The sequence below is a fragment of the Microbacterium sp. LWS13-1.2 genome, from assembly GCF_040144835.1.
GTDB lineage: Bacteria > Actinomycetota > Actinomycetes > Actinomycetales > Microbacteriaceae > Microbacterium.
In genome coordinates this window covers 333,612-359,016 of sequence record NZ_CP151632.1, presented here as the reverse complement: position 1 = coordinate 359,016, position 25,405 = coordinate 333,612, and the positions used below count along the sequence as shown (strand labels likewise).

24 protein-coding genes and 2 tRNA genes are annotated in these 25,405 nt (G+C 70.5%); 12 read left to right on the top strand and 14 right to left on the bottom strand.

Annotated features, from left to right (window positions below):
* Positions 1-98: 98 nt before the first annotated feature.
* Both MRBLWS13_RS01725 and ssb read right to left on the bottom strand, forming a co-directional pair.
* Entirely contained in the window at positions 99-629 is a 531-nt protein-coding gene (locus MRBLWS13_RS01725) for a hypothetical protein (protein WP_349427367.1), read from the bottom strand.
* Positions 630-671: 42 nt separating this feature from the next.
* Positions 672-1,214 carry a single-stranded DNA-binding protein gene (gene ssb / locus MRBLWS13_RS01720; RefSeq protein WP_349427366.1) on the bottom strand — a complete coding sequence of 181 codons (543 nt, stop codon included), beginning with the start codon at positions 1,212-1,214 and terminating at the stop codon, positions 672-674.
* 232 nt (positions 1,215-1,446) lie between these two features.
* On the opposite strand from ssb, the gene MRBLWS13_RS01715 reads away from it, so the two are divergent.
* Positions 1,447-1,710, top strand: a complete 264-nt coding sequence (locus tag MRBLWS13_RS01715; protein ID WP_349427365.1) for a hypothetical protein — start codon at positions 1,447-1,449, stop codon at positions 1,708-1,710.
* Positions 1,711-1,732: 22 nt separating this feature from the next.
* On the opposite strand, the gene MRBLWS13_RS01710 is transcribed toward MRBLWS13_RS01715, so the two are convergent.
* Entirely contained in the window at positions 1,733-3,157 is a 1,425-nt protein-coding gene (locus MRBLWS13_RS01710; protein WP_349427364.1) for a PLP-dependent aminotransferase family protein, read from the bottom strand.
* A 61-nt stretch (positions 3,158-3,218) separates the two neighbouring features.
* Between MRBLWS13_RS01710 and MRBLWS13_RS01705 the strand changes: the two genes are divergently transcribed.
* Positions 3,219-3,824: a hypothetical protein gene (locus MRBLWS13_RS01705; RefSeq protein ID WP_349427363.1), complete on the top strand. Its 606-nt coding sequence runs from the start codon at positions 3,219-3,221 to the stop codon at positions 3,822-3,824.
* A 40-nt stretch (positions 3,825-3,864) separates the two neighbouring features.
* Here MRBLWS13_RS01705 and MRBLWS13_RS01700 read toward each other — a convergent pair whose 3' ends face one another.
* Positions 3,865-4,077 (bottom strand): methyltransferase, encoded by a 213-nt coding sequence (locus tag MRBLWS13_RS01700; RefSeq protein WP_308867064.1) that lies wholly within the window; start codon positions 4,075-4,077, stop codon positions 3,865-3,867.
* A gap of 105 nt (positions 4,078-4,182) precedes the next feature.
* On the opposite strand from MRBLWS13_RS01700, the gene MRBLWS13_RS01695 reads away from it, so the two are divergent.
* The 6 genes from MRBLWS13_RS01695 (at position 4,183) to MRBLWS13_RS01670 (ending at position 6,267) form a co-directional block, all read left to right on the top strand.
* A tRNA-Arg gene (locus MRBLWS13_RS01695) sits at positions 4,183-4,255 on the top strand.
* A 76-nt stretch (positions 4,256-4,331) separates the two neighbouring features.
* Positions 4,332-4,958: an oligoribonuclease gene (orn, locus tag MRBLWS13_RS01690; protein WP_349427362.1), complete on the top strand. Its 627-nt coding sequence runs from the start codon at positions 4,332-4,334 to the stop codon at positions 4,956-4,958.
* A gap of 37 nt (positions 4,959-4,995) precedes the next feature.
* Positions 4,996-5,068 (top strand) — tRNA-His (locus tag MRBLWS13_RS01685).
* Between the two features lie 58 nt (positions 5,069-5,126).
* Complete coding sequence (locus MRBLWS13_RS01680; RefSeq protein WP_349427361.1) at positions 5,127-5,477, top strand: metallopeptidase family protein; 351 nt, start codon at positions 5,127-5,129, stop codon at positions 5,475-5,477.
* Positions 5,477-5,776, top strand: a complete 300-nt coding sequence (gene clpS, locus MRBLWS13_RS01675) for an ATP-dependent Clp protease adapter ClpS (RefSeq protein ID WP_349427360.1) — start codon at positions 5,477-5,479, stop codon at positions 5,774-5,776. The genes MRBLWS13_RS01680 and clpS overlap by 1 nt, the downstream gene beginning before the upstream one ends.
* Positions 5,773-6,267, top strand: coding sequence for a DUF2017 family protein (locus tag MRBLWS13_RS01670; RefSeq protein WP_349427359.1), 495 nt, complete (start codon positions 5,773-5,775; stop codon positions 6,265-6,267). The genes clpS and MRBLWS13_RS01670 overlap by 4 nt, the downstream gene beginning before the upstream one ends.
* Positions 6,268-6,277: 10 nt before the next feature.
* On the opposite strand, the gene MRBLWS13_RS01665 is transcribed toward MRBLWS13_RS01670, so the two are convergent.
* The 6 genes from MRBLWS13_RS01665 to gatC all read right to left on the bottom strand — a co-directional run bounded on the left by MRBLWS13_RS01665 (position 6,278) and on the right by gatC (position 11,973).
* The gene (locus tag MRBLWS13_RS01665) at positions 6,278-6,871 is read right to left on the bottom strand and encodes a hypothetical protein (protein WP_349427358.1); all 594 of its coding nucleotides are present in this window, start codon (positions 6,869-6,871) and stop codon (positions 6,278-6,280) included.
* Positions 6,846-7,166 (bottom strand): hypothetical protein, encoded by a 321-nt coding sequence (locus MRBLWS13_RS01660; protein ID WP_349427357.1) that lies wholly within the window; start codon positions 7,164-7,166, stop codon positions 6,846-6,848. The genes MRBLWS13_RS01665 and MRBLWS13_RS01660 overlap by 26 nt, the downstream gene beginning before the upstream one ends.
* 87 nt (positions 7,167-7,253) lie before the next feature.
* The gene (locus MRBLWS13_RS01655) at positions 7,254-8,516 is read right to left on the bottom strand and encodes a DNA polymerase IV (protein ID WP_349427356.1); all 1,263 of its coding nucleotides are present in this window, start codon (positions 8,514-8,516) and stop codon (positions 7,254-7,256) included.
* 103 nt (positions 8,517-8,619) lie between these two features.
* Positions 8,620-10,143 carry an Asp-tRNA(Asn)/Glu-tRNA(Gln) amidotransferase subunit GatB gene (gene gatB / locus MRBLWS13_RS01650; protein WP_349427355.1) on the bottom strand — a complete coding sequence of 508 codons (1,524 nt, stop codon included), beginning with the start codon at positions 10,141-10,143 and terminating at the stop codon, positions 8,620-8,622.
* Complete coding sequence (gene gatA, locus MRBLWS13_RS01645; protein WP_349427354.1) at positions 10,143-11,663, bottom strand: Asp-tRNA(Asn)/Glu-tRNA(Gln) amidotransferase subunit GatA; 1,521 nt, start codon at positions 11,661-11,663, stop codon at positions 10,143-10,145. Before gatA ends, gatB begins: the two co-directional genes overlap by 1 nt.
* 10 nt (positions 11,664-11,673) lie before the next feature.
* The gene (gene gatC / locus MRBLWS13_RS01640; RefSeq protein ID WP_349427353.1) at positions 11,674-11,973 is read right to left on the bottom strand and encodes an Asp-tRNA(Asn)/Glu-tRNA(Gln) amidotransferase subunit GatC; all 300 of its coding nucleotides are present in this window, start codon (positions 11,971-11,973) and stop codon (positions 11,674-11,676) included.
* Between the two features lie 60 nt (positions 11,974-12,033).
* On the opposite strand from gatC, the gene MRBLWS13_RS01635 reads away from it, so the two are divergent.
* Positions 12,034-13,734 carry a long-chain-fatty-acid--CoA ligase gene (locus MRBLWS13_RS01635; protein WP_349427352.1) on the top strand — a complete coding sequence of 567 codons (1,701 nt, stop codon included), beginning with the start codon at positions 12,034-12,036 and terminating at the stop codon, positions 13,732-13,734.
* 3 nt (positions 13,735-13,737) lie between these two features.
* Here the strand turns inward: MRBLWS13_RS01635 and MRBLWS13_RS01630 are convergent, their stop codons facing one another.
* The 4 genes from MRBLWS13_RS01630 to MRBLWS13_RS01615 form a co-directional block, all read right to left on the bottom strand.
* A complete protein-coding gene (locus MRBLWS13_RS01630) occupies positions 13,738-14,046 on the bottom strand; it encodes a YciI family protein (RefSeq protein WP_349427351.1) in 309 nt (102 codons plus the stop codon).
* Between the two features lie 38 nt (positions 14,047-14,084).
* Positions 14,085-16,403: an NAD-dependent DNA ligase LigA gene (gene ligA / locus MRBLWS13_RS01625; protein ID WP_349428958.1), complete on the bottom strand. Its 2,319-nt coding sequence runs from the start codon at positions 16,401-16,403 to the stop codon at positions 14,085-14,087.
* A 158-nt stretch (positions 16,404-16,561) separates the two neighbouring features.
* Positions 16,562-17,659 carry a tRNA 2-thiouridine(34) synthase MnmA gene (gene mnmA / locus MRBLWS13_RS01620; protein WP_349427350.1) on the bottom strand — a complete coding sequence of 366 codons (1,098 nt, stop codon included), beginning with the start codon at positions 17,657-17,659 and terminating at the stop codon, positions 16,562-16,564.
* A gap of 9 nt (positions 17,660-17,668) precedes the next feature.
* Entirely contained in the window at positions 17,669-18,853 is a 1,185-nt protein-coding gene (locus MRBLWS13_RS01615; RefSeq protein WP_349428957.1) for a cysteine desulfurase family protein, read from the bottom strand.
* A 125-nt stretch (positions 18,854-18,978) separates the two neighbouring features.
* Between MRBLWS13_RS01615 and glgX the strand changes: the two genes are divergently transcribed.
* From glgX to glgB, 3 genes are all read left to right on the top strand, one after another.
* Positions 18,979-21,063 (top strand): glycogen debranching protein GlgX, encoded by a 2,085-nt coding sequence (glgX, locus tag MRBLWS13_RS01610; RefSeq protein WP_349428956.1) that lies wholly within the window; start codon positions 18,979-18,981, stop codon positions 21,061-21,063.
* A 187-nt stretch (positions 21,064-21,250) separates the two neighbouring features.
* Positions 21,251-23,224, top strand: a complete 1,974-nt coding sequence (locus tag MRBLWS13_RS01605) for a maltotransferase domain-containing protein (RefSeq protein ID WP_349428955.1) — start codon at positions 21,251-21,253, stop codon at positions 23,222-23,224.
* Entirely contained in the window at positions 23,221-25,398 is a 2,178-nt protein-coding gene (gene glgB / locus MRBLWS13_RS01600) for a 1,4-alpha-glucan branching protein GlgB (protein WP_349427349.1), read from the top strand. The genes MRBLWS13_RS01605 and glgB overlap by 4 nt, the downstream gene beginning before the upstream one ends.
* Positions 25,399-25,405 lie beyond the last annotated feature (7 nt).

The window sequence follows — 25,405 nt, the reverse complement described above, 5'->3', positions numbered from 1 at the left end:
GCGTCCCAGCCTACCGGCCTCTCGGCGGGCGGACTCCCGGTCCGAACCCGCGGACGCCGGATCGTCGCCGTCCGGTGCGTCCTCCCCGAGGGCGGGCGTCACCAGTCGATGGGTCGTGTCTGGCCGACGAGGCAGGTTCCTTCTGCGAGGACCGGCACCACCACCGTGACCGGGTCTCCGGTCGCCGGGCCCACCTGACCGACGAGGCATTCGTCGCCCCACCGCACCGCGAACTGAATGCTCTCGGCCGGGTTGCCCACCGTCGTCTCGTCGTCGGTCACCTGCATCGCCGCCTTGTCGAAGCCGGCGGCCGCAAGCGCGTCCACGTAGGCGCGTCCGGCCACTCGGCCCTCGGACGCCCAGACGGCGGCGGTCACCGACGAGAACAGCGGCAGGTTGTCGGCCGCCGCACCGTCCGGCACGAACGTCGGCCCGGGCGGGCTCGTCGGCGTCGGACTCGGGCTGGGCTGAGCTGTCGTCGCGGTGACGGTCGGCGACGACGACGGGTCGGGAACGGCTTCCGGGGCGCATGCCGTCAGTGCCGCGGCGAGCAGCGTCGCCGCGATCGCCGCTGCGACGGGACGGTGCCGGGCTTCGAAGCGAGCGCGGGGCGGGAGGTCTCGGGCCACGGGGAGAGTTTAGGGCCGCCCGCCTCGCGCAGGCTGAACGCGTCAGAAGGGTGTCTCGTCGCCGTCGGCCGCCGAAGGGGAAGCGGATCCTGCCCCGACGAGCGCAGGATGCGCGTCCTGCCCCTCGGTGCCTGACGAAGCGGAGTCGACGCCGGGCGCCGCCCACGCGTCCTCCTCCGCCCCCTGCGCCGGGCCGCGTGCGGCATCGATCGTCGCGCCTCGCGAGTTCTTCACGAATGTGGTCGTCCCCCACCGGAGATCGTGGCCGATCGCATCGGCATCGATCTCCACCGCCGTCCCCTTGCGGGTGCCGTTGTCCCAGTCGCGCACGCGCAGGTGGCCGGTCAGGATGACTCGGTCGCCCTTGTGGAGCGAGTGGTGGGCGTGCTCCGCGAGCGTGCGGTACGCCGACACCGTATAGAAGTTCGTGCCCACGTCCGACCACACGCCGGTATCACGGTCGTAGCGCCTCAGGGTTCTCGCGACGCGGAACGTCGTGATCACCACACCCGCCGGCGTCCGCTTCAGCTCAGGTGGTGTGGCCACATTCCCGGTGATCGTGATCGTGTCGCCTCTGTCGCTCATCTCGTATCCCGTCTCTCAGGCCGGGGAATCTCCCCGCTTGGGTACCGCCGGCGCCCCGTGCCCGAAGACGCCGGCGGTGGTTCCAGCCTGGTCGGGCGCGTCGGCGCGCAGCACGAGCGCGCGACGATCTGGGGAGAGCCCGCGCCGGCGGGCGTCTGGGGAGGAATCGCCGGAATCCGGTGACGCCAGGAATGTCGGAACCCGTAGATATGTTCGAGCCGAAGGAGGAATCATGTCGACCGTCATCGAAGCTGGATCATCCCTCGCACCTCGTCTCTCTTCGAACCCGCGCGTGCATCTCGTCGCTGCCGCACCCGCCCTCTGGCGCGTGCTGGATCACGCGGGCGTGGTCATCGGCCACCTGCAGGAGGTTCCGCATCCGGGCGGCAGCCGGTTCCGAGCACGCCGCTTTCACGCGCCCTCCCACGCGTTTCGCGACCTCGGGGACTTCTGGAGCGCCGACGACGCGGTGGAGTGCCTGCGATTCGCGCGGTGAGCAGCCCGTACGGCGGGGCTGCTCAGATGACTGCGTCGGCTCCCTCCGCGATCGACGACGGGGCACCGGCCCTGACTGCATCCCATGCCTCGGCGAGCACGTGCGAGGCGCGCACCATCTCATCCGGCGGGGCGGTGAAGGGCACCCGCAGGTGACGTTCATGGCCACCCTCGACCGAGAATCGCGGCCCGGCGCCGAGGAGCAGGCCGCGGGAGCGTGCCTGCATGACCAGTGCCGAGCTGAGCGGCGCACCGAGTTCGATCCACAGCGACACTCCCCCGTGGACGGCGGGGATGTCCCACGACGGCACGGCCGCGTGCAGCGCGGCCACGAGCGCGTCGCGCCCGGATCGCAGCAGCTGCGAGCGCTGCGTCACGATCTCGTCGAAGCGGCTCAGGAGGCGCGTCGCGATCGCCTGCTCGAACTCCGGCGTCCCCAGATCGTGCGCCGGCCGCGCCGCCACGAGCCTGCGGATGAGCTCGCCGTCGGCGCGCACCCAGCCGAGCCGCAGCCCGCCCCACACCGTCTTGCCGAGCGATCCCAGGCGCACGACCGTCCCGGGCTCCGAAGGCTCGAATCCCGGCATCAGAGGCCCGCGATCGATGTCGAGATCGGCCGTCGTCTCGTCGAGCACCAGCACGGAGCCCGAGCGCTCGCCCGCGACGAGCATCGCCTGCCGTTCCTGGGTGGTCATGCTGCGCCCGGTCGGATTCTGGAAGTCGGGCATGAGGTAGGCCATGACGGGGAGCGTGCGCGCGAACGCCTGCTCTGCGCGGTCGACGTCCCACCCGTCAACCGTCGTCACCGGGATCCCGACGAGCCGCGCGCCTCCGCGTCGGATCGCGTCCGCCGCGTGCGGATAGGTCGGAGTCTCCACGAGCACCCGATCGCCCCGCCCGATGAGCACCGACGAGACGAGATGGATCGCGCTCTGCGCCCCCGTCGTCACCAGCACTTCATCCGGGTGCGTCGGTACGCCGCGGTCCGTGTAGCGGCGTGCGATGGCCTCACGGAGCTCGATACGTCCGAGCACGTCGTATCCGACGCGCGACACCAGGGACGAGGCGCTCGCCGCTGTCTCCGCCATGATGCCCGCCAGCCCGGGCCACGCGGGTGGGCTGGCCTGCTGCAGATCGATCATGCCGTCCACCGCGTCGACGCGGCCCGGATCCCGGCGTCCGAGTGGCAGGGTGACGCTGCCCGATCCCCGCAGGCTGGCTATGTGGGCGGTGTCGCGGAGACTGCGATACGCGGCCGCGACGGTGCTGCGACTGACATGGAGCACACTCGCCAACTCCCGTTCGGCAGGAAGCGCCGTGCGTGGCGCGAGCCGGTTGTCGAGGCACAACAGGCGGATGCCGTCTGCCAACGCCTCGTACGCGGGCTCTCTCGTGCGCCATCCGCCGAGAGATGCCGCCAGGGCGCGCGCTGAGACCCGAGAATCCATGGGGCCAGCGTAGTCACATTGGACTGCATGACACATGCCAATCATCAGATTGGATGGAGCCATGCCCCGCCGCGTCCTCCAGCTGCTCGTCGGCCTGTTCCTCTACGGAGCAGGCTGCGCCCTCACCGTGCAGGCGGGACTGGGCGTCGATCCGTGGACCGTGTTCGCGCAGGGGCTGTCGGTGCGAACGGGGGTCGGCATCGGCTGGATCACCAACATCGTGGGCTTCTTCGTGCTGCTGCTGTGGATCCCGCTGCGTCAGAAGCCCGGTATCGGAACCGTCGCGAACATCCTGCTCGTCGGCACCAGCATGCAGCTCGTGATCGGCGTCGTCCCGCCCGTGACCGGATTCGCCGCGCAACTCGCGACGCTGCTGGGCGGCATCCTGCTCGTCGCGATTGCCTCAGGTCTCTACATCGGTGCCCGTTTCGGTCCGGGCCCGCGCGATGGGCTCATGACCGGCATGAACGCGCGACTGGGCTGGCCGATCTGGCTCTGCCGTACGCTCGTGGAGCTGTCCGTTCTGCTCATCGGCTGGCTGCTCGGCGGCACGGTCGGCATCGGGACGGTGCTCTTCGCCGTGCTGATCGGCCCGCTCGTGCACCTCGCACTGCCCCTGCTCGACACCGGCCGGCGCCCCGCGGCGGTGGCGGAGCAAGCCGCCTGACCCTCGCGAGCCGGAGCGGACGGTGCTCCGAGAACCGCGCTCAGTGCTCGCGGAACAGCGGCCAGTCGCTTCCCGGGGCCATCCGCGAATGCAGCGCGCTCTTCGCGATCTCCATGGTCGGATATGTGCCCGCCGAGTGATCGGCCCCGGCCATCGTCACCGTGTAGCCGTCGTCGTCCTTGCGGATGCTGCCGGCCACACCTGATGCGCCATAGGCGACCCAGAGCGGGTGGTGCGTCTCTGTGGTGCTCATCGTGAACTCCTCTCGATGCCTCCGATGCCGACGCTACGCCGAGCAGGCTCGATCCACCAGCGTCCGCGACGGCGTGGTGCGACCCGGTAGTGTGGAAATACCTTTCCCTCCGTAGCTCAGGGGACAGAGCGAGCGGTTTCTACCCGCAAGGTCGGGGGTTCGAATCCTCCCGGAGGGGCAACGGGTCCGGCGTGGGAGCCGGAACTCGGGTCCGGGCCCGTGGGATGTCTGGACATGCGATAAGGATGGAGCACATGGTGGGTGCATCCGAGAACGACCGTCTGGTGTGGATCGACTGCGAGATGACCGGGCTCGATCTCGGCGTCGACGAACTGGTGGAGATCGCCGTCGTCGTCACCGATTTCGAGCTGCGACCGCTCGATGCGGGCTTCGACGTCGTGATCAGGCCGGACGATTCGGCGATGGCGAACATGAACGAATTCGTGACGAACATGCATCGTTCGTCGGGGCTGCTGGACGAGATCCCGCACGGCGTGAGCCTGGCGGATGCCGAGTTCCAGGTTCTGGAGTACATCCAGCGCTTCGTCCCGCTCGAGGGAAGGGCGCCGCTGGCGGGGAACACCATCGGCACCGACCGCATGTTCCTCGCCAAGTACATGCCGCGCGTCGACCGCTGGCTGCACTACCGGAACGTCGACGTGTCGAGCATCAAGGAGCTCGCGCGGCGGTGGTACCCCCGCGCGTACATCCACGCTCCGGCGAAGGACGGCGGCCACAGGGCGCTCGCCGACATCCTCGAATCCATCCGAGAACTCGCGTATTACCGCCAGGCGGTCTTCGTTCCCGAGCCCGGTCCGACGAGCGACGGCGCGCGCGCCGCAGCCGCTGCCGTCGTGTCGTCGTTTGCCCCAGAGGTGTGAGAGAATCGTCTGGTTGCCCGCTCAGGCGGGAGACATGGTGGGTATAGCTCAGTTGGTAGAGCGCTGGCTTGTGGTGCCGGATGTCGCGGGTTCGAGTCCCGTTACTCACCCCGATTCCGGCCGAATGGGGCGCGTATCCGCGCCCCATTCGCGTCGAGGCGGGGCATCATGATGGAGATGGATGCCGCGACCTTCGAGTTACTCGTGACCGATGAGCTGGATGCACTCCCCGACGACATGGTGGAGGGCCTCGACAACGTCGTCTTCGTCGTCGAAGACCGCCCCGAGGACGGCAGCCTCGATCTGCTCGGGCTCTACGACGGCTGGGCGCTGACAGAGCGAGAGCGGTACGGAGTCGGCGAGCTGCCGGACCGCATCATCGTCTACCGCGAACCGCATCTGGCAGTCTGCGACGACGAGGACGAACTGCGTGATGAGGTGCACACGACTCTCGTGCACGAGATCGCCCATTTCTACGGGATCGACGACGACCGTCTGCACGAGCTGGGGTGGGCGTGATGACACCCGTCGCCCTCCCCTCCACCGATCACGACGTCGATCTCGCAGCCCACGTCGACCCGGCGCGCCCCTGGCAGACCGTCGTCTGGGACGATCCGGTCAACCTGATGAGCTATGTCACACACGTCTTCCGCGAGTACTTCGGGCTCGCGCGCGCCGAGGCGGAGCGCCTCATGCTCGCCGTGCACAACGAGGGCCACGCGGTCGTCGCGCAGGGGCCGCGGGAGCAGATGGAGCTGCACGCTCAGGCGATGCACGACTACGGCCTGTGGGCGACCGTTCGGCAGGAGCCCGCATGAGCGATCGTGTCGTGGTGATGGAGATCACCCGTCTGGAGGCCGCGCATCTCGCCGGCCTGGTGGGTCAGTTCGCCGAGCTGCTGCGTGATTCCGCTCCCGAGGACGGCGATCCCGCTCTCGAGCGGCTCGTGCCCTCCGCCTACTCCGACGATGACGACGCCGCCAGGGAATTCCGCGCACTCACGCAGTCCGATCTGCTCGACCGGCGCGCCGCCGACGCATCCGACGTCCTCGCGTCGCTCCAGGAAGCGGCGATGATCCCCGAGGATCCCGAAGACCCGGCGCTGCTCGAACAGGTCGAGATCCGGCTCGAAGCTGCCACGGCACGCGCGTGGCTGCGCACTCTCGCGGCGGTCCGGCTGGTCCTCGCCACGCGTCTCGGAGTGGTGGACGAGGACGATCACGACGCCACCGATCCGCGCTTCGGCATCTACGACTGGATCGGCTACCGGCTGGACGGCCTCGTCAACGCCCTCGACACCGACGGCTGACTGACCGGCCTCAGGGCACGGGGAAGACGAGGGTGGCCAGGCGCATGGGATCATCGCGTGCGACGTGCCGCTGCTCCTGGCGCGCCCAGCGATCCCAGTGCGGACGGTAGGCGTCGCCGTCGCGGGCGAGCGCACGCTGCTTGCGTGACGCCGCGGGCGATTCGAGCCACACCCGCACGTCACCGAGCCGTGCTGTCGCCGGCGTCAGCAGTCCAGCACCCTCGACGATGAGCGGCAGCGACGGATCGACCGCGTGCGCCTCAGCCGGCTCTCCGACGGTCCAGTCCCAGCGCTGCCAGACGCCCAAGAGACCTCGCGCATGGGGTGTCAGGATCAGCTCCCGCGCCAGCTCGACGCCGTCGTCCAGACCGTCCCAGCCCGGGTACAGCGAATCCAGCGCGACGACCTGCACACGCCCTCGCAGCGGCCACCGAGCCACGAGCGCGCGTGCCAGCGAGGACTTGCCGGCACCGCTGCGACCGTCGATGAGGACGACGGGATTGGATGCCGATACCGCCGCGATCGCCTCGTTGATCCGGTCGACCGCGATCGCGAGCGAGTTGCCGACCGCGTCCGTGCTACTTCTTGATGGTGCGGATGACACGGCTGAGCGCGCGGCCGGCGAAGAAGACGAACGGGACCGCGACGGCCAGCAGCGCGATGAGGTTCGGCTCGAAGCGAAGGTCGTCCCCACGGCGGATGTAGGCGCCGACCGGGATCGCCCAGCCGCCCCCTCCGCCGCCGCCGTTGCCGGCCTCGTCGGAGCCGCCGCCGAAGCCCGACCACGTCAGTGCGACCGGGATGATGCGGACGCCGTCGACGTCCTGCTGCTCCCCGTATGCGCTCTTCACGCCGAAAGACGCGGACTGCTTGCCGAGTTCGAGTGCGATGTTGGGCATGGGTCAACGGTAGCGGGCCCAGGCGTCCCGGCACACCCGCTGCGACAACACAAGCGGTCTCGGCGTGCCGAACCGATATCGGCGGCGTCAGCCCTGGTCCAGGCGCGGCGCGGGCGGACTCGTCGGGATGGTGCCGCCGCCGCGCGTGCCGAGCAGCGTGGCGCGTGTGACGGCACCACGGCCGAACTTCACCGTCGCCCCGTCGAGAGCATCCTCGATGCGCCGCCATCCCTCGTCGTCGTCCCACAGCGTCGGCGCGGCGGCGCCGGAGGCGCGCAGCTTCTCCGCGCGGACGCCGATCAGCCGCACGGGGAGCGCGCGCTCGAGCGAGCCGAAGAGCTCGAGGGCGGCGTCCCCGATCCGCTGGCCCACGGCCGTCGGCTCCATGAGCGTCTGGGAGCGGGAGATCGTCGTGAAGTCGGCGAAGCGCACCTTGATCGCCACGGTCGACGCCTCCCAGCCGTTGCCACGCAGCCGCGCGCCCACCCGGTCGGCCAGACGGCGCAGCTCGGAACGCAGGATCGCCGTGTCTGCGATGTCGTCGTGGAACGTCTCCTCGTGGCCCACGCTCTTCTCGACGCGGCGGGTGTCCACCTCGCGGGCATCGATGCCTCGCGCCAAATGCCACACGCGGTCGCCCATCGCTGGGCCCAGCGCACGATCGAGGAGATCTCGAGGCGCCTCGAGCACGTCGGCGATGGTGCGGATGCCACGGTTCTCGAGCGCCTCCGAGGCCTTCGGACCGACGCCCCACAGCGCGCGCACCGACCTCGGGGCGAGGAACGCCGCCGTGTCGGCCTCCGCGATGATGAGGAGCCCGTCGGGCTTGCTGATGGTGGAGGCCATCTTCGCGACGTGCTTCGTCGCGGCGGCTCCGATGCTGCAGGTGAGCCCCGTCTCATCGAGCACTCGCTGGCGGAGCATGTGCGCGATCCGCCCGGGGCTCCCCCACAGCCGGCGCGCCCCGCGAACGTCGAGGAACGCCTCGTCGATCGACAGCGGCTCGACGAGCGGCGTGACGTCGCGGAAGATCCGCATCACCTGCGACGACATCTCGACGTACCGCTCGAAATGGGGAGGGACGACGATCGCCGTCGGGCACAGCCGGAGCGCCTGGCCGACCGGCATCGCCGATCGCACGCCGAAGCGACGCGCCTCATACGAGGCGCTGGACACGACGGACCGGCTCTCGGGGGCGCCGATGATGATCGCCTTGCCCCGCAGCGACGGGTCGTCGAGTTGCTCGACCGACGCGTAGAACGCATCCATGTCGACATGTAGGATGCCGGCGCCGGTGTCGTCGGCGTTCTCGGGCGAGACGAGACGCCCGGATCCGTCACCACGCCCCATGTCGTTCATTCTCGCAGCAGCCGCCGACATCGACACGAGAGGGCGGACCCGCCTGGGTCCGCCCTCTCAGGTCTGATCCGGGTGCATGCACCCGGATCAGCGTCTACGAGCCGGTCGCACTCGCACGTTCGAGGACCAGCTCACGCACGCGTGCGGCATCCGCCTGTCCCTTCATCGCCTTCATGACGGCGCCGATGACCGCCCCCGCCGCCTGCACCTTGCCGTCGCGGATCTTCGCGAGCACGTCGGGCTGCGAGGCGAGCGCCTCGTCAATCGCTGCGATGAGGGCGCCGTCGTCCGAGACCACGGCGAGCCCTCGGGCATCGACGACATCCTGCGGGGAGCCCTCGCCGGCGATGACGCCCTCGAGCACCTGGCGCGCGAGCTTGTCGGTGAGCGTGCCGGCATCGACGAGCGCCTGGAGCGCAGCGACGTCGGCGGGAGTCGCCAGCTCGGACGCCTCACGCCCCTGCACCTTGGCGATGCGGGCGATCTCGCCGGTCCACCACTTGCGAGCGGTCGCCGGCGACGCGCCGGCTGCGACAGTCGCCTCGATCTCGGGCAGGATGCCGCTGTTCGCCGCGTCCTGGAACTCGAGGTCGGTGAAGCCCCACTCGGTCTTCAGGCGACGACGGCGTGCGGCAGGCGGTTCGGGAAGCGCCGCGCGGAGCTCTTCGATCAGCTCGACCGGAGGCGCGACCGGAAGCAGGTCGGGCTCCGGGAAGTAGCGGTAATCATCGGCATCCGACTTCGGACGACCGGGCGACGTGGTGCCGGTGTCCTCGTGCCAGTGCCGGGTCTCCTGGGTGATCGTGCCGCCCGCCGCGAGGATCGCGGCCTGGCGCTGGATCTCGTAGCGCACGGCGCGCTCCACCGACCGCATCGAGTTGACGTTCTTCGTCTCGGTGCGCGTGCCGAGCTTCTCCTGGCCGCGGGGGCGCAATGAGACGTTCGCGTCACAGCGGAGGTTGCCGCGCTCCATGCGCGCCTCCGAGATACCCAGCGAGATCACGATGTCGCGGATCGTCGCGACGTAGGCCCTCGCGATCTCGGGGGCACGGTGCTCCGCCCCGAAGATCGGCTTGGTGACGATCTCGACGAGCGGGACACCCGCACGGTTGTAGTCGACGAGCGAGTACTCAGCGCCCTGGATGCGGCCGGTGGAGCCGCCGACGTGCGTCAGCTTGCCGGCGTCCTCTTCCATGTGCGCACGCTCGATGGGCACCGTGATGATCTCGCCGTCGGCGAGCTCGATGTCGACGGATCCCTCGAAGGCGATCGGCTCGTCGTACTGCGAGATCTGGTAGTTCTTGCCGAGGTCGGGATAGAAGTAGTTCTTCCGGGCGAACCGGCTCGACGGGGCGATCGAGCAGCCGAGTGCGAGACCCAGGCTGATCGAGTAGCGCACCGCGGTCTCGTTGACCACCGGGAGCGCGCCCGGTAGGCCCATGTCGACCGGTGCCACGAGCGTGTTCGGCTCGGCACTGTGGTTCGCGGAGTTCGCGGGGTTCGCTGCCGCCGAGAACATTTTGGTCTCGGTATTCAGCTCGACGTGCACTTCGAACCCGAGCACCGGCTCGAACAGCTCGAGCGCCTTGTCGAAGTCCATCAGCTTGTCCTTCGCCATCAGCGGACGCCTCCGTTCGCGCCGAGCACCGGCGCCCTGTCCAGGAGCTGTCCGCCCCACGAGTCGACGAGCAGGGCTTCGAGCGCCGCACCCACGCGGTACAGCCGCGCGTCCTCGTGCGCCGGCGCGAGGAACTGGATGCCGACGGGAAGACCGTCCTCGGATGCGAGCCCCGAAGGGATCGAGATGCCCGGGACACCGGCGAGGTTCGCCGGGATCGTCGTCACGTCGTTGAGGTACATCTGCAGCGGGTCGTCGATCTTCTCCCCCAGCCGGAACGCCGTGGTCGGCGCCGACGGCGTCGCGATGACGTCGACCTGCGCGAACGCCTCGGCGAAATCGCGCTGGATGAGGGTGCGCACCTTCTGAGCCGAACCGTAATAGGCGTCGTAGTACCCCGCCGACAGCGCGTAGGTGCCCAGGATGATGCGGCGCTTCACCTCGTCGCCGAAGCCGGCGTCGCGGGTCTTCGCCATGACGTCCTCGACGGTGCCGCCCGGCACGTCGACACGCAGGCCGAAGCGCACGGAGTCGAACTTCGCGAGGTTGCTGGATGCCTCCGCCGGGAGGACCAGGTAGTACGCCGCGACGCCGTACTCGAAGTGCGGTGCGCTGATCTCGACGATCTCGGCGCCCTGTGCCTCCATCGCCGCCAGCGCGGCGCGGAACGACTCCGACACGCCGGCCTGGAAGCCGCTGTCGGGCAGCTCGCGGATCACGCCCACCTTGAGGCCCTTGAGCACCTGACCGGTGACGCCTTCGCGGGCGGCGCCGGCGAACGACGGCCAGTCGTGGGCGAGCGAGGTCGAGTCGTGCGGGTCGTGCCCGCCGATCACGTCGTGCAGCAGCCCGGCGTCGAGCACGGTGCGCGTCACGGGACCGACCTGGTCGAGGCTCGAGGCGAGAGCGATCGCGCCGTAGCGGCTGACGCCGCCGTAGGTGGGCTTGATGCCCACCGTCCCGGTCACGTGCGCGGGCTGGCGGATCGAGCCGCCAGTGTCGGATCCGAGCGCGAGGGGCGCCTCGAACGCGGCGACCGCGGCCGCCGAGCCGCCGCCCGAGCCGCCGGGGATGCGGGTGAGATCCCACGGGTTGCGGGTCGGACCGTACGCCGAATGCTCGGTCGACGATCCCATGGCGAACTCGTCCATGTTGGTCTTGCCGAGCGGGACGAGGCCGGCCGCGCGGGAACGCGCGACGACGGTCGCGTCGTAGGGCGACATGTAGCCCTCGAGGATCTTCGAGCCGCTCGTCGACGGCATGTCCGTCGTCACCAGGACGTCCTTGATGGCGAGCGGCACGCCGGCGAGCGGGCCGAGGTCCTCACCGGCCGCACGGCGGCGGTCGATGTCGGCCGCCGCGCCGAGCGCGTGCTCGTTGACGTGGAGGAAGGCGTGGACGTCGGCATCCACCGCCGCGATACGGTCGAGGTGCGCCTGCGTCGCCTCGACGCTGGACACCTCGCGGGCGGCGAGCTTGTCTGCGAGCGCGGCAGCGCTCAGCTTCGTGAGATCGGTCACGCGGGGCCCCTTACTGCTCTTCGCCGAGGATCGCTGTCACGCGGAACCGGCCGTCTGCGGCATCGGGCGCGTTCTGCAGCACCTGCGCGGGCGTCAGCAGGTCTCCCGGAACGTCCTGCCGGAACACGTTCTCGAGCGGGATCGGGTGGCTGGTGGCGGCGACGTCGGGTGTGGCGACCTCGGAGACCTTGGCGATGTTGTCGACGATCGCGTCGAGCTGACCGGTCAGGCGCTCGACCTCCTCGTCGCTCAGCTGGATCCGGGCGAGCACACCGAGATGGCGCACGAGATCGGGGGTGATTTCAGACACCCCTCCAGCCTACCGGGGCCGCGCCCCTGGCCCACGGCGGTCCCGGCGTAGGCTGATCGCGTGACGACCTACGACCCGCCGCGCCCCTGGATCGCCAGCTACGCCGAAGGCGTCCCGGAGGACCTCGCGCCCGTGACAGGCTCCCTCGTCGACATCGTCGACGCGTCGGCGCGCGACTATCCGGATGCCGTTGCCCTGCAGTTCTTCGGGCGCGAGACGTCCTACCGCTCGCTGCACGAGCAGATCGAGCGCGCGGCCGCGGGGCTACGAGAACTCGGCGTGAAGGCGGGCGACCCCGTCGCGATCGTCCTGCCGAACTGCCCGCAGCACATCGTCGCGTTCTACGCGATCCTGCGACTCGGGGCGGTCGTCATCGAGCACAACCCGCTGTACACGCCGCGTGAGCTCCGCAAGCAGTTCGAGGATCATGGTGCGAAGCACGCGATCGTGTGGACCAAGGTCGTGGCCAGTGTGCAGGAGTTCCCCGCGGACCTGGCCGTGACCAGCCTCGTCTCCGTCGACGTGATCAAGGCCATGCCGTTCGGCACGCGGGTCGCGCTCCGGCTGCCCGTCGCGAAGGCGCGCGAGTCGCGGGAGGCGCTGAGCGCGCGCGTGTCGGGCACGGTCGCGTGGGAGCAGGTCGTGGGCAGCGCCCCGCTGCCGGCATCCCACCCGCGCCCCGGGACGGATGACCTGGCCCTCATCCAGTACACGAGCGGAACCACGGGCACACCCAAGGGCGCGGCGCTGACGCACCGCAATCTGCTCTCCAACGCCGCGCAGGCGCGGGCATGGGTCCCGTCGATCGTGCGCGGCGACGGCTGCGTGGTCTACGCCGTGCTGCCGATGTTCCACGCATACGGGCTCACGCTGTGCCTCACGTTCGCGATGTCGATGGGCGCGCGGCTGGTGCTGTTCCCCCGCTTCGACCCCGACATGGTGCTGGAGGTCACCAAGAAGCATCCCGCGACCTTCCTGCCGCTGGTGCCGCCCATCGCAGATCGGCTGCTCAAGGCCGCGCGCGAGAAGGGAGTGTCTCTCGTCGGCACAGAGGTCGCGATCTCCGGGGCGATGGCCCTGCCGCACGAACTCGTCGTACCGTTCGAAGCGGCTTCCGGCGGCTTCCTCGTCGAGGGATACGGGCTGAGCGAGTGCTCGCCGGTGCTCATGGCGAACCCGGTCGCCGACAATCGCGTGCCCGGCACGGTCGGGCTGCCGCTGCCCGGCACCGAGTGCCGTGTCGTGGATCCCGACGACCCGACGCAGGACGTGCCCGCGGGCGAGCGGGGCGAGCTCGTCGTGCGCGGCCCGCAGGTCTTCGGCGGGTACTACGGCAAGCCCGAGGAGACGGAGGCGGTGTTCACCGACGGCTGGTTCCGAACGGGCGACATCGTCACCATCGACGAGGCGGGATTCGTGCGCATCGTCGACCGGATCAAGGAGCTCATCATCACGGGCGGCTTCAACGTCGCGCCGACCGAGGTCGAGAACGCTCTGCGCCAGCATCCGCAGGTCGAGGACGCGGCGGTCGTCGGCCTGCCCAGCGACCGCTCGGGCGAGGAGGTCGTCGCCGCGATCGTCGTCGGGCAGGGTGAGGAGATCGATGTCGAGGCCGTGCGCGAGTTCGCGCGCGGCATCCTGACGCCGTACAAGGTGCCCCGCAGGATCTACGTCGTCGACGAGCTTCCGAAGTCCCTCATCGGCAAGGTGCTGCGCAGGCAGGTCCGCGACCGCCTGCTCACCTTGAACGCGGGAGCCTGACGCTCACTCGTCCAGTCCGTCGCGGGCCACCGCGACCCGGTACGGGTGCACCGTCGCGAGGAACACGCCTGCCGCGACGGCGGGGTCGGCGTGCATGATCTCGCGCGCCGCCGCTTCGTCGTCAGCCTCGAAGATGGTGATGCCGAACGTGCCTTCCGCCTCTTGCGTCCGCCCGGCGAGGATCAGGACGCCGCGATCGCGCAACGCGACGAGGTACGCGAAGTGATCCCCGACGATCCGCTGCTCGTCGGCAGTCGGATCGCTCACCATCGCGGGCCGTGAGGGAGCGATGCGATACAGCCACTGCGCCATGCCGCCATCATCCCAGTCGCGCGCCGCGACCGCACGGGTCAGCCGGCGTCGGCGGAAGCCCCGTCGAGCGCCTCGGGCCCCTGCGTGACCAGGACGTGGAACTGCGCGGCGTCGAGGATCCGGATGCCGAGCTCCTCCGCCTTCGCGAGCTTGGATCCCGCTCCCGGGCCCGCGGCGACGAAGTCGGTCTTCTTCGACACGCTCGAGGCCGCCTTGCCGCCGGCCTTGAGGATGGCCTCCTGGGCCCCCTCGCGACTGTAGCCCTCGAGTGATCCGGTCGCGACGACCGTGATCCCGTCGAGCACTCCCCCGGCATCGGTCGCGGCGCCCGGGCCGGGGTGACCCGGTGTGGCCAGCTGGGCGCCCGCTGCCGCCCAGCGCTCGACGATCTCGCGGTGCCAGTCGACCTCGAACCAGTCGAGGAGCGAGTCGGCGATGATGCCGCCGACGCCCTCGACCCCGGCGAGCTCGTCGCGCGACGCGGTACGGATCGCGTCGACCGAGCCGAACCACTGCGCAAGAGCACGGGCTGCGACGGGACCGACGTGCCGGATGTTCAGGGCGACCAGGAACCGCCACAGCTCCTTGGTCTTCGCTCGCTCGAGCTGATCGATGAGCGTCAGCGCCTGCGCCGAAGGCTGGGCACCGGTGAGCCCGGCCTTCTTCTCGGCCTGCGTCGGGTTTCGGCGGAAGGGCGAGCGCCGCACGACGGCGCCGCTCTTCTCGTCGATGCGCGGCTCCCCGGTCTCGGCGTCGCGGACGACCACCTCGATCGGCACGAGCTGCTCGACGGTGAGCTCGAACAGGGTCGCCTCGGTCTCGAGCGGCGGCACGTCCGGGACCGACGGCTGGGTCAGCGCCGCCGCCGTGACCTCTCCCAGCGCCTCGATGTCGAGCGCGCCTCGCGAGCCGATGTGCTCGACGCGGCCGCGCACCTGTGCCGGGCAGGCGCGCGTGTTCGGGCAGCGCAGATCGATGTCGCCCTCCTTGGCCGGCGCCAGTCGCGAGCCGCACTCGGGGCACACCTCGGGCATCACGAACTCGCGCTCCGTGCCGTCGCGCAGCTCGACGACGGGACCGAGGATCTCGGGGATGACGTCGCCCGCCTTGCGGAGCACCACGGTGTCGCCGATCAGCACGCCCTTCGCGCGGACGACGTCCTGATTGTGCAGGGTCGCCTGCCGCACCACGGACCCCGCGACGCGCGCGGGCGCCATGACCGCGAAAGGCGTCGCGCGTCCGGTGCGGCCGACGGAGACGACGATGTCGAGCAGCTTGGTGTTGACCTGCTCCGGCGGGTACTTGTACGCGATCGCCCACCGCGGAGCACGACTCGTCGCGCCCAGCTCATCGTGCAGCGCCAGCTCGTCGACCTTCACGACGACGCCGTCGATCTCGTGCTCGACGTCATGACGGTGATCGCCGTAGTGGGCGACGAAGTCCAGCACGCCGTCGATGTCGTCGGCGGTGCGGAAGTACGGGCTCGTCGGCAGTCCCCAGTCCGCGAGCAGCGCGTAGATCTCGCTCTGGGAGTCGACCGGGGGCCGGCTCCACGCGCCGATGCCGTGGACGAACAGCCGGAGGGAATCCAGACGTGCCTGCCCCGCCTCGCGCTCGAGGCCGTCCTTCTTGTCGAGCTGCTGACGCAGGCCTCCCGAGGCCGCGTTCCGCGGGTTCGCGAACGAGGGGAACCGCCGCTCGGCGCTCAGCCGGGCCTTCGCCTCGTCGAACGCGCGGCTGCGCGCACGGGTCTCGTCGACGGCGCGATCGCGCATGGCGGCCTGAAGCGCGTTGAGCTGTGCGAACGCGGCGACGGGGATGAACACCTCGCCCCGGACCTCGACGATCTCGGGGTGCCCGCTGCCGTCCAGTCGCTGGGGGATGCCGGCGACGCGGATGGCGTTCACCGTCACGTCCTCGCCGATCCGCCCGTCGCCGCGGGTGGCGGCGGAGGTCAGCACGCCATGCTCGTAGCGCAGGCTGATCGCCAGTCCGTCGATCTTGAGCTCGGTGAGCCAGCGCACCCGCCGGCCGGCCGATGCCTCGGCCTTGAGACACCACTCCCGCAGCTCGTCGAGGCTGAACACGTTGTCGAGGCTCAGCATCCGCTCGGCGTGCTCGACAGGGGCGAACATCGAGCTCTCGGCCGCGCCGATCGTCTGCGTCGGCGAGTCCTGACTCTGCAGCTCGGGATGGAGCCGCTCGAGCTCCTCAAGCCGGTGCATCCAGCCGTCGTACGTCGCGTCGTCGACGAGCTCGGCGTTGCGGCCGTAGTACGCGTCGCGCGCGCCCAGGATGCGCTCGGTCAGAGCCTCGGCCTCGGCTCGGGAGGCGTCGAGACCCGCATCGGCGGCCAGCCCCCCATCGGCAGCGAGGGCGGTCGGCGCGTCGAGCGGCGCGATGGCTGGCGTACCGAGGTCATCCGTCACCACGCCAGTCTAGGAGCGGGCTCCGACAGCACGCAGTCTCGACGGGCCGCGCACGGCCGGCCGGCGGCGTCCGCCGCCGCGTGCGTTCATGCGTCTGCGGGGACCGCCGACACGGTGCGGTCGATGGTGAACTGGCCGATCACCCGCGTGCCGTCGTACAGCACCGCGGTCTGCCCCGGGGCGACGCCGTCGAAGGGCGTCTCGGGGACCACCGTCAGCAGCCCGGCCGCCAGCGTGGCGGTCGCGGGCACCGGATCGGCGTGCGCGCGGATCTGCACATGGCACGCGAAGTCGCCCGCCTCCTGTGGACGCCCGGCCCACGAGTAGCGCTCACCGGCGATCTCCGCGGTCGCGAGGGCCTCCTTGGGGCCGACGACCACCGTGTTGGAGACCGGGCGCACCTCGAGCACGAACCGCGGTTTGCCGTCGGGTGCGGGCACGCCGAGCTGCAGGCCCCTGCGCTGGCCGACCGTGAACGCGTGAGCTCCTTCGTGCGAACCGACGACGGCCCCCGTGCGATCCAGGATGTCGCCGCGCTCGGCGCCTACCTTGTCGGCGAGCCAGCCGCGCGTGTCGCCGTCCGGGATGAAGCAGATGTCGTGGCTGTCGGGCTTGTGCGCGACGGTGAGGCCGCGCTCCGCGGCCTCGGCCCGGACGAGCGCCTTGGACGGCGTCGCCCCGAGCGGGAAGTAGGTGTGGGCGAGCTGCTGCGCGTTCAGCACGCCGAGCACGTAGGACTGGTCCTTCGCCGCATCCGAGGCCCGGTGCAGCTCGAGGCCTTCGGGCCCGTCGACGAGCGTGGCGTAGTGACCGGTGCACACCGCGTCGAATCCCAGCTCCAGCGCCCGCTCGAGCAGGGCGGCGAACTTGATCTTCTCGTTGCACCGCATGCACGGGTTGGGCGTCCGGCCGGCGCGGTATTCGGCCACGAAGTCGTCGATGACGTCGTCGCGGAAGCGCTCGGAGAAGTCCCACACGTAGAACGGGATGCCGAGCCGATCGGCCGCGCGCCGCGCATCCATGGCGTCCTCGATGGTGCAGCATCCGCGGCTGCCGGTGCGCAGCGTTCCGCCGGCGCGCGAGAGCGCCAGGTGCACGCCGACGACCTCGTGCCCCGCCTCGACGGCACGGGCGGCCGCGACAGCGGAGTCCACTCCGCCGCTCATGGCCGCAAGGATTCGCATAGGTCCAGTCTACGAACCCGGAGCTGACCGGGACCCGGATGCCGCGCGCGCCCGCTCGACGACACTGGGAAGGGCGGCGAGCACCGCGTCGATGTCGCCGTCGACAGTGGTGCGGCCGAGCGTGAACCGCAGCACCTGGCGCGCCTCGGCATCCGTCCGTCCCATCGCGAGCACGACGTGCGACGGCTCGGGAACTCCCGCCTGACACGCGGACCCGGTGGATACCGCGATCCCGGCGAGGTCGAGCAGGAACAGCAGGGTCTCCCCCGATGCGCCGGGGAACAGCACGTGGGCATTGCCGGGGATCCGGTCGACGGGGTGGCCGAGCATCTCGGCATCCGGGATGCTGCGACGGATGCCGCTCACGAGCCGATCCCGCAGCGCTCCGAGGCGCACCGCCTCGGCTTCCCGCTCGTCCCGCGCGGCTTCGGCAGCCACGGCGAAGGCCGCCGCACCAGCCACGTCCTGGGTGCCGGCGCGCAGGCGCCGCTGCTGACCGCCGCCGTGCTGCAGCGGCGCCAGTTCGGCGCCGCGGGCGACCACCAGCGCTCCGACGCCCGTCGGCCCGCCGATCTTGTGAGCCGAGACGCTGAGCGCCGCGAGCCCGGCACGACCCTGCGCGTCGCTGCGCCAGCCGCGGAAGGACACCGGCACGTGCCCGAACGCGGCGACCGCATCGAGGTGCAGCGCCACGCCCGCCTCAGCAGCCGCGGCGGACAGCGCCGCGGCGTCGTTGATCGTCCCCGCCTCGTTGTTGGCGACGACGGCCGTGGCGACCGCGGCCCCCGGCAGCGCCGCGGAGAACTCGGCGAGTCGGATGCGGGCGGTGGCGTCGATGCCGACGTGCCGCACACGTGCGCCCTGCGCCTCGAGCCATTCGACCGCGTCGAGAGTGGCATGGTGTTCGCCGTCCGGCAGCACGACGGCATCCGCATCGGCCGCACGCGCCCACCACAGGCCCTTGACCGCCAGGTTCACGGCCTCGGTGCCACCGGATGTGAAGACGATCTCGATCGGGTCGGCCTCGATCACCGCTGCCAGGCGCTCGCGCGCCTCTTCGAGCACGCGGCGTGCGTGCTGGCCCGCGCCATGGATCGACGAGGCGTTGCCGACCGCGGCAGCGACATCGAGCCACGCGTCGCGTGCCTCCGGACGCAGCGGTGCGGTCGCGGCGTGGTCGAGATAGATCTGCACGTCGCCGCTCATGCCCGCTCGACCTCCTTCACGATCGCCTGCCCGGCAGGTGCCTCCGAGTCCCGTGGACCGCGGAACCGGGTCTCGTAACAAGTCCGACTCGGACCATGGTTATGGTAGTCCGCATGGTCAGCCCGGAGTCCGTCCTCTCGCCCCCAGCCGCGGGGCTGCTCAGCCCGCAGCTCGATGGGCTGGGCGTCGTTCTGCTTCCCGACGGCGGCCGCCTGCGGGTGTGGTCGGGCGCAGCGGATGCCGTCGACCTCGTCGTCTTCGATGACACCGACCTCGACTGGATCACGGCGACCGAGCCCCTCGCCCCGATCGGCGGCGGCGTGTGGGAGATCTCGACCCCGCTGCTGCGGCCGGGCACACGGTACGCGATCCGCGTCGACGGCCCCCAGGGAGCCGGCAACACGTTCAACCGGGGCACGCTCCTGCTCGACCCGTACACCCGCGGCCTCGAGCGCACCGGCTACGACGGCTGGCGGTCAGCCGTCGTCGAGGGATCGTTCGACTGGGGCGGCGTATCCAAGCCCGCTGTCCCGATGGACCGCACCGTCCTCTACGAGGGCCACCTCAAGGGCCTGTCGAAGCGGCATCCCGATGTTCCCGGGAGCCTGCGGGGCACGTATGCCGGGCTCGCTCACCCCGCGATGGTGCAGCATTTCCTGGACCTCGGCGTGACCAGCATCGAGCTCCTGCCGGTCCACGCGTTCGCGACCGAGCCGCGGCTGCTCCAGCACGGTCTCGCGAACTATTGGGGCTACAACTCCCTCGGCTTCTTCGCGCCCCACGGCGCGTACGCCACCGAGGAGGCCCGCCGCCAGGGACCCGAGGCAGTCCTCCGCGAATTCAAGGGGATGGTCCGGCTCCTCCACGAGGCCGGGCTCGAGGTGGTCCTCGACGTCGTCTACAACCACACGGCGGAAGAGGGCATCGGCGGCCCGCGCTCGAGCCTGCGCGGCATCGACAACCGCGCGTACTACCGCCAGCAGGACGACGGGGTCTACATCGACGTCACGGGATGCGGCAATTCGCTGGACACCTCGACGGATGCCGCGGCCCGCCTGGTGCTCGACTCGCTGCGGTACTGGGCGAACGACGTGCAGGTCGACGGGTTCCGGTTCGATCTCGCCGCAACGCTCGGCCGCGACGAGACGCACGCCTTCACCCCGGAGCACCCGCTTCTGCGCGCCGTCGTGGACGACCCCGCACTGGCCGGTGTCAAGAAGATCGCAGAGCCCTGGGACGTCGGCATGGGCGGCTGGCAGACCGGCAACTTCGGAGACGGCTGGAGCGAGTGGAACGACCGCTACCGCGACCGCGTCCGCAACTTCTGGCTGAGCGACGTCGACTACGCGCGGCGCGCCTCGACGTCGCCCGTCGGCATCGGCGGCTTCGCCAACCGGCTCGCCGGGTCGGCGAACACGTTCGCCGACGAGCGCGGCCCTCTCGCCGGCGTCAACTTCGTGACGGCGCACGACGGTTTCACCCTGCGCGATCTCGTCTCGTACGACGTCAAGCACAACTTCGGCAACGGCGAGCACAACCGCGACGGCGCCGACACGAACCGCTCCTTCAACCACGGCGCCGAAGGGCCGACCGACGACCTGGGGATCCTCGCCACGCGGCGCAAGGCGATGCGCAATCTCCTCGGCACGCTGCTGCTGTCGGCCGGCGTGCCGATGCTGACCGCGGGCGACGAGTTCGCACGCACGCAACGCGGCAACAACAACGCGTACTGCCACGACTCCGTCCTCACCTGGCTGTCGTGGGAGCACGCCCCCTGGCAACGCGACCTGTACGCGCACGTGCGGCATCTGCTGCGGCTGCGGCGGGAGAACCCGGCCCTGCGCCCCGGCCGCTTCGCGCGCCTCGGCGAACGCACGCCTTCGGCATCCGTCATGGAGTGGTACGACGAGCGCGGTGAGACCATGTCGCTCGAGCGGTGGACCGATCCCGCGCACCGCACGCTTCAGTACGTGGCGGCGTCCACACCGGAGTTCGAGGGGTTCAACCGCGTGCTCCTCATGGTCCACGGCACCGAGCGTCCGACCACGGTCACACTTCCCGACGTGGAGGGAGTGACGAGCTACGTCTCGCTGTGGTCGAGCGCCGACGAGACGCCCTCCGAGCTCATGCCGACCTTCGCGCCGGGCGACACCGTCGCGCTGCCCGGCACTTCGATGCGCCTCTTCCGTGCCGAGTAGACCGGAAGCGGTGAGCCGGCCGACGCGCCTCGTCACGTCGCTGTCATCCCGGTCGGTCGCGCGATAGGTTCGACACGTGGTCACGACGACGCGCTCCGCGCGCTCCCGCCCGTGGCGGAGCGCCTCGGCCCTCCCTGTCCGCGACATCCATGCCTGGCAGGCTGAACGAGACACCGCCGCACGGCGCATTCCGCTCGCCCAGCCATCGCCCGCCGTCCCCTGGGGCGACTACCGGCCCAGGGCGTTCAACGGTGAGGCGGTGCCGTTCCGCGTGACGGCGTTCCGCGAGGGACACGACCGCATCGGCGTCCAGGTGCGTCTGTTCTCGCCGTCCGGCGACGAGTCGCTGCACCGCCTCGAGTCGCTCGACGACGGCTTCGACCGCTGGCAGACCGAGGTGGTGCTGCTCGAGCAGGGCATCTGGCGCTTCCGGTTCGAGTCCTTCGGCGATGACTTCGCCACGTGGGAGCACGCCGCCTCGCTCAAGATCGCCGCCGGAGTGGACGCCGCGCTCATGCGCGAGCTCGGTGCGCTCCTGTTCGATCGCGCCGGCGCCGAGAAGGGCCGCCCGGTCGCCGAGCGGCGCGCTCTCGCCGCGGCTGCGGCATCCCTCCGCGACGCGACGCGGGACGACGCGGCGGCGCTGACCATCGTCGAGGACCCGGTGATCGCCGGCTACCTCCGTCAGCGCCCCCTCATGTCGCTCGTGACGATCGGCGACGACCTCGAGCTGCTCGTCGAGCGCGAGCGCGCGGGAGTGGGCGCGTGGTACGAGTTCTTCCCCCGGTCCGAGGGAGCCCGCCGATTCAAGGACGGCACGGCCAAGAGCGGCACCTTCCGCACCGCGACGAAGCGTCTTCCGGCCGTGGCGGAGATGGGCTTCGACGTGGTCTATCTGCCGCCGATCCACCCGATCGGCACCGTGAACCGCAAGGGACCCAACAACACCCTCGACGCGGGTCCCGGCGATCCCGGCTCGCCGTGGGCGATCGGCTCGGCGGACGGCGGGCACGACGCGGTCCATCCCGACCTCGGAACGCTCGCCGATTTCCGGGCATTCGTGCGCAATGCCCGCACCGCCGGCATCGAGGTCGCCCTCGACCTCGCGCTGCAGGCCGCTCCCGACCATCCGTGGGTCGCCGCGCACCCGGAGTGGTTCACGACGCTCCCCGACGGCTCCATCGCGTACGCCGAGAATCCGCCCAAGAAGTACCAGGACATCTACCCGGTCAACTTCGACAACGACCCGGCCGGCATCCGTGCCGAGGTCCTCCGCATCGTCCGCCACTGGATCGCGCAGGGCGTGCGCATCTTCCGCGTCGACAATCCCCACACGAAGCCCCTGCAGTTCTGGGAGTGGCTCATCGCGACCGTCACCGCCGAGGACCCCGACGTGGTGTTCCTCGCCGAGGCGTTCACACGCCCCGCGCCGCTGCAGAGCCTCGCGTCCGCGGGCTTCCAGCAGAGCTACACGTACTTCACCTGGCGCAACACCAAGGCCGAGCTGGAGGAGTTCCTCTCGGGGCTGGCCCACGAGACCGACGACTTCCTGCGCCCGAACCTCTTCGTCAACACGCCCGACATCCTCACCGAGTACCTGCAGTTCGGCGGCCGTGCCGCCTATCGGATCCGGGCCGCCATCGCAGCCACGGCGGCGCCGACCTACGGCGTGTACGCCGGTTACGAGCTCTACGAGAACGTGGCGCGTCCGGGCTCGGAAGAGAACATCGACAACGAGAAGTACGAGTACAAGTTCCGCGACTGGGCCGGCGCCGCCGAGCGCGGCGATTCGCTCGCCCCGTTCCTGGCCCGGCTCAACGAGATCCGGCGCGCGCACCCCGCCCTCCGGCAGCTGCGCAACCTCAGCATCCACTGGAGCGACGACGACGCGATCCTCGTGTACGCCAAGCACCTCGACGCGGCGCTCTCCCCCGACGGCCGCAGCGACACCGTCATCGTCGTGGTCAACACCGACCCCCACTCGGTGCGCCAGACGATGGTCCACCTCGACACCCGCATCTGGGGCGTCGAGCCCGGTTCGCCGTACGAGGTCGAGGACCTCGTCACCGGCGGCCGGTGGACGTGGTCGGATCACAACTACGTGATGCTCGACGCGTTCACCGAGCCGGTCCACATCCTCCACGTCAAGGGGCCGCGATGACGCTCACCGACCAGATCCTCGATGCCGTCTCGACGGGCTCGTACCACGACCCCCACGCCGTGCTCGGCATCCATCCCGACACGGATGCCGAGGGCACCGCGACATGGATCATCCGCGCACGCCGGCCGCTCGCCCGCAGCGTCACGGCGGTGTTCGCCGACGGCACGCGCGTTCCGCTCGAGCACGTGCGGGCCGGTATCTGGGAGGGCACGCGCGCCGGCACCCTCACCCGCTACGAGCTGCTCACCACCTACGCGCACGGGCCCGACTACGTCGCGGACGACCCCTATCGCCACACGCCGACGATCGGCGAGCTCGACCTGCACCTGATCGCCGAAGGACGCCACGAAGAGCTGTGGCGGGCGCTCGGCGCGCACGAGCGCGAACACGACGGCACGATGGGCACCGCGTTCACAGTGTGGGCGCCCAACGCGCGGGCCGTGCGGGTGGTCGGCGACTTCAACGGCTGGGACGGCCAGGGCCACGCCATGCGCTCGATGGGCGCCAGCGGCGTGTGGGAGATCTTCGTCCCGGGGATCGGCCAGGGCACCACCTACAAGTTCGAGCTGCGCGGTCGCGGCGGCGAGTGGGCGCTGAAAGCCGACCCCATGGCCCGGTTCGCCGAGGTGCCTCCTGCCACGGGCTCCGTCGTCGTCGGCTCCTCGTACTCCTGGGGCGACGCCGCATGGCTCGCCGAGCGCGCCCGCTCGACGCCCGTGTCGCGGCCCATGTCGGTGTACGAGCTGCACTTCGGCTCATGGCGGCAGGGGCTGACCTACCGCGACGCCGCCGATCAGCTGATCGACTACGTCACCGGCCAGGGATTCACGCACATCGAGTTCCTCCCGCTCGCCGAGCATCCGTTCGGCGGATCGTGGGGCTATCAGGTCACCGGCTACTACGCGCCCACCAGCCGGTTCGGGCACCCCGACGACCTGCGGTACCTCATCGACAGACTCCACCAGGCCGGCATCGGCGTGATCATGGACTGGGTTCCGGGCCATTTCCCGAAGGATGCCTTCGCGCTGGCCCGGTTCGACGGTGAGCCGCTCTACGAGCACGCCGATCCCCGGCGCGGCGAGCACCGCGAGTGGGGCACCTACATCTTCGACTACGGCCGCAGCGAGGTGCGCAACTTCCTCGTGGCCAACGCGCTGTACTGGTTCGAGGAGTTCCATGTCGACGGTCTGCGGGTGGACGCCGTCGCGTCCATGCTGTACCTCGACTACTCGCGCAACGAGGGCGAATGGGCGCCGAACGTCCATGGTGGCCGCGAGAACCTCGAGGCGATCCACTTCCTGCAGGAGGTCAACGCCACCGCGTACAAGCGGTACCCCGGCATCGCGATGATCGCCGAGGAGTCGACGAGCTTCCCCGGCGTGACGGCGCCCACGAGTCAGGCGGGCCTCGGATTCGGGTTCAAGTGGAACATGGGCTGGATGAACGACTCGCTCCAGTACATCAAGCGCGACCCGATCTATCGCGCGCACCACGAGGGCGAGCTGTCGTTCTCGTTCGTGTACGCGTTCAGCGAGAACTACGTGCTGCCGATCAGCCACGACGAGGTCGTCCACGGCAAGGGGAGCCTGTTCGCACGGATGCCGGGCGACCACTGGCAGCAGCTCGCGAACATGCGCGCGTTCCTCGCCTACATGTGGGGACACCCGGGCAAGCAGCTGCTGTTCATGGGCCAGGAGTTCGGTCAGCTGTCGGAGTGGTCAGAGGGGCGCTCGCTCGACTGGTGGCTGCTCGATCAGCCCACACATGCCCAGCTACAGCAGTTCGTCGGCGTCCTCAACCGCGTCTACCGCGAGCAGTCCGCGCTCTGGGCGCGTGACAGCGACGGCGCCGCGTTCACGCGGCTCGGCTCCCCGAAGTGGAATCCGAACGTGATCGCCTTCGCCCGCCGCGAGTGGCACGGCAACACGATCGTCGTCGCGGCGAACTTCTCGGGGCAGCCGCTCACGTCGTACGAGCTCGACCTGCCCGAGAGCGGCGTCTGGCATGAGATCCTCAACACCGATGCGCAGGCGTACGGCGGCTCGGGGGTCGGCAACCTGGGCGTCGTCCACGCGGGCGTGGACGGACGCGCGTCGCTCGTGCTGCCCCCGCTCGGAGTGCTGTGGCTTCGCCACGAGACGAGCGCCCACATCCCGTCACCGACGCGGGGCTGACCTGCCG

Coding starts and splice junctions, on each gene's coding strand:
- MRBLWS13_RS01655 (WP_349427356.1), bottom strand. CDS start 8,516: ATGGGGCGTGGTGACGGATCCGGGCGTCTCGTCTCGCCCGAGAACGCC.
- ssb (WP_349427366.1), bottom strand. CDS start 1,214: ATGAGCGACAGAGGCGACACGATCACGATCACCGGGAATGTGGCCACA.
- MRBLWS13_RS01630 (WP_349427351.1), bottom strand. CDS start 14,046: ATGGCGCAGTGGCTGTATCGCATCGCTCCCTCACGGCCCGCGATGGTG.
- gatB (WP_349427355.1), bottom strand. CDS start 10,143: ATGGCGAAGGACAAGCTGATGGACTTCGACAAGGCGCTCGAGCTGTTC.
- glgB (WP_349427349.1), top strand. CDS start 23,221: ATGACGCTCACCGACCAGATCCTCGATGCCGTCTCGACGGGCTCGTAC.
- glgX (WP_349428956.1), top strand. CDS start 18,979: ATGGTCAGCCCGGAGTCCGTCCTCTCGCCCCCAGCCGCGGGGCTGCTC.
- MRBLWS13_RS01715 (WP_349427365.1), top strand. CDS start 1,447: ATGTCGACCGTCATCGAAGCTGGATCATCCCTCGCACCTCGTCTCTCT.
- MRBLWS13_RS01670 (WP_349427359.1), top strand. CDS start 5,773: ATGAGCGATCGTGTCGTGGTGATGGAGATCACCCGTCTGGAGGCCGCG.
- MRBLWS13_RS01680 (WP_349427361.1), top strand. CDS start 5,127: ATGATGGAGATGGATGCCGCGACCTTCGAGTTACTCGTGACCGATGAG.
- orn (WP_349427362.1), top strand. CDS start 4,332: ATGGTGGGTGCATCCGAGAACGACCGTCTGGTGTGGATCGACTGCGAG.
- MRBLWS13_RS01660 (WP_349427357.1), bottom strand. CDS start 7,166: ATGCCCAACATCGCACTCGAACTCGGCAAGCAGTCCGCGTCTTTCGGC.
- clpS (WP_349427360.1), top strand. CDS start 5,477: ATGACACCCGTCGCCCTCCCCTCCACCGATCACGACGTCGATCTCGCA.
- MRBLWS13_RS01700 (WP_308867064.1), bottom strand. CDS start 4,077: ATGAGCACCACAGAGACGCACCACCCGCTCTGGGTCGCCTATGGCGCA.
- MRBLWS13_RS01705 (WP_349427363.1), top strand. CDS start 3,219: ATGCCCCGCCGCGTCCTCCAGCTGCTCGTCGGCCTGTTCCTCTACGGA.
- MRBLWS13_RS01710 (WP_349427364.1), bottom strand. CDS start 3,157: ATGGATTCTCGGGTCTCAGCGCGCGCCCTGGCGGCATCTCTCGGCGGA.
- mnmA (WP_349427350.1), bottom strand. CDS start 17,659: ATGCGAATCCTTGCGGCCATGAGCGGCGGAGTGGACTCCGCTGTCGCG.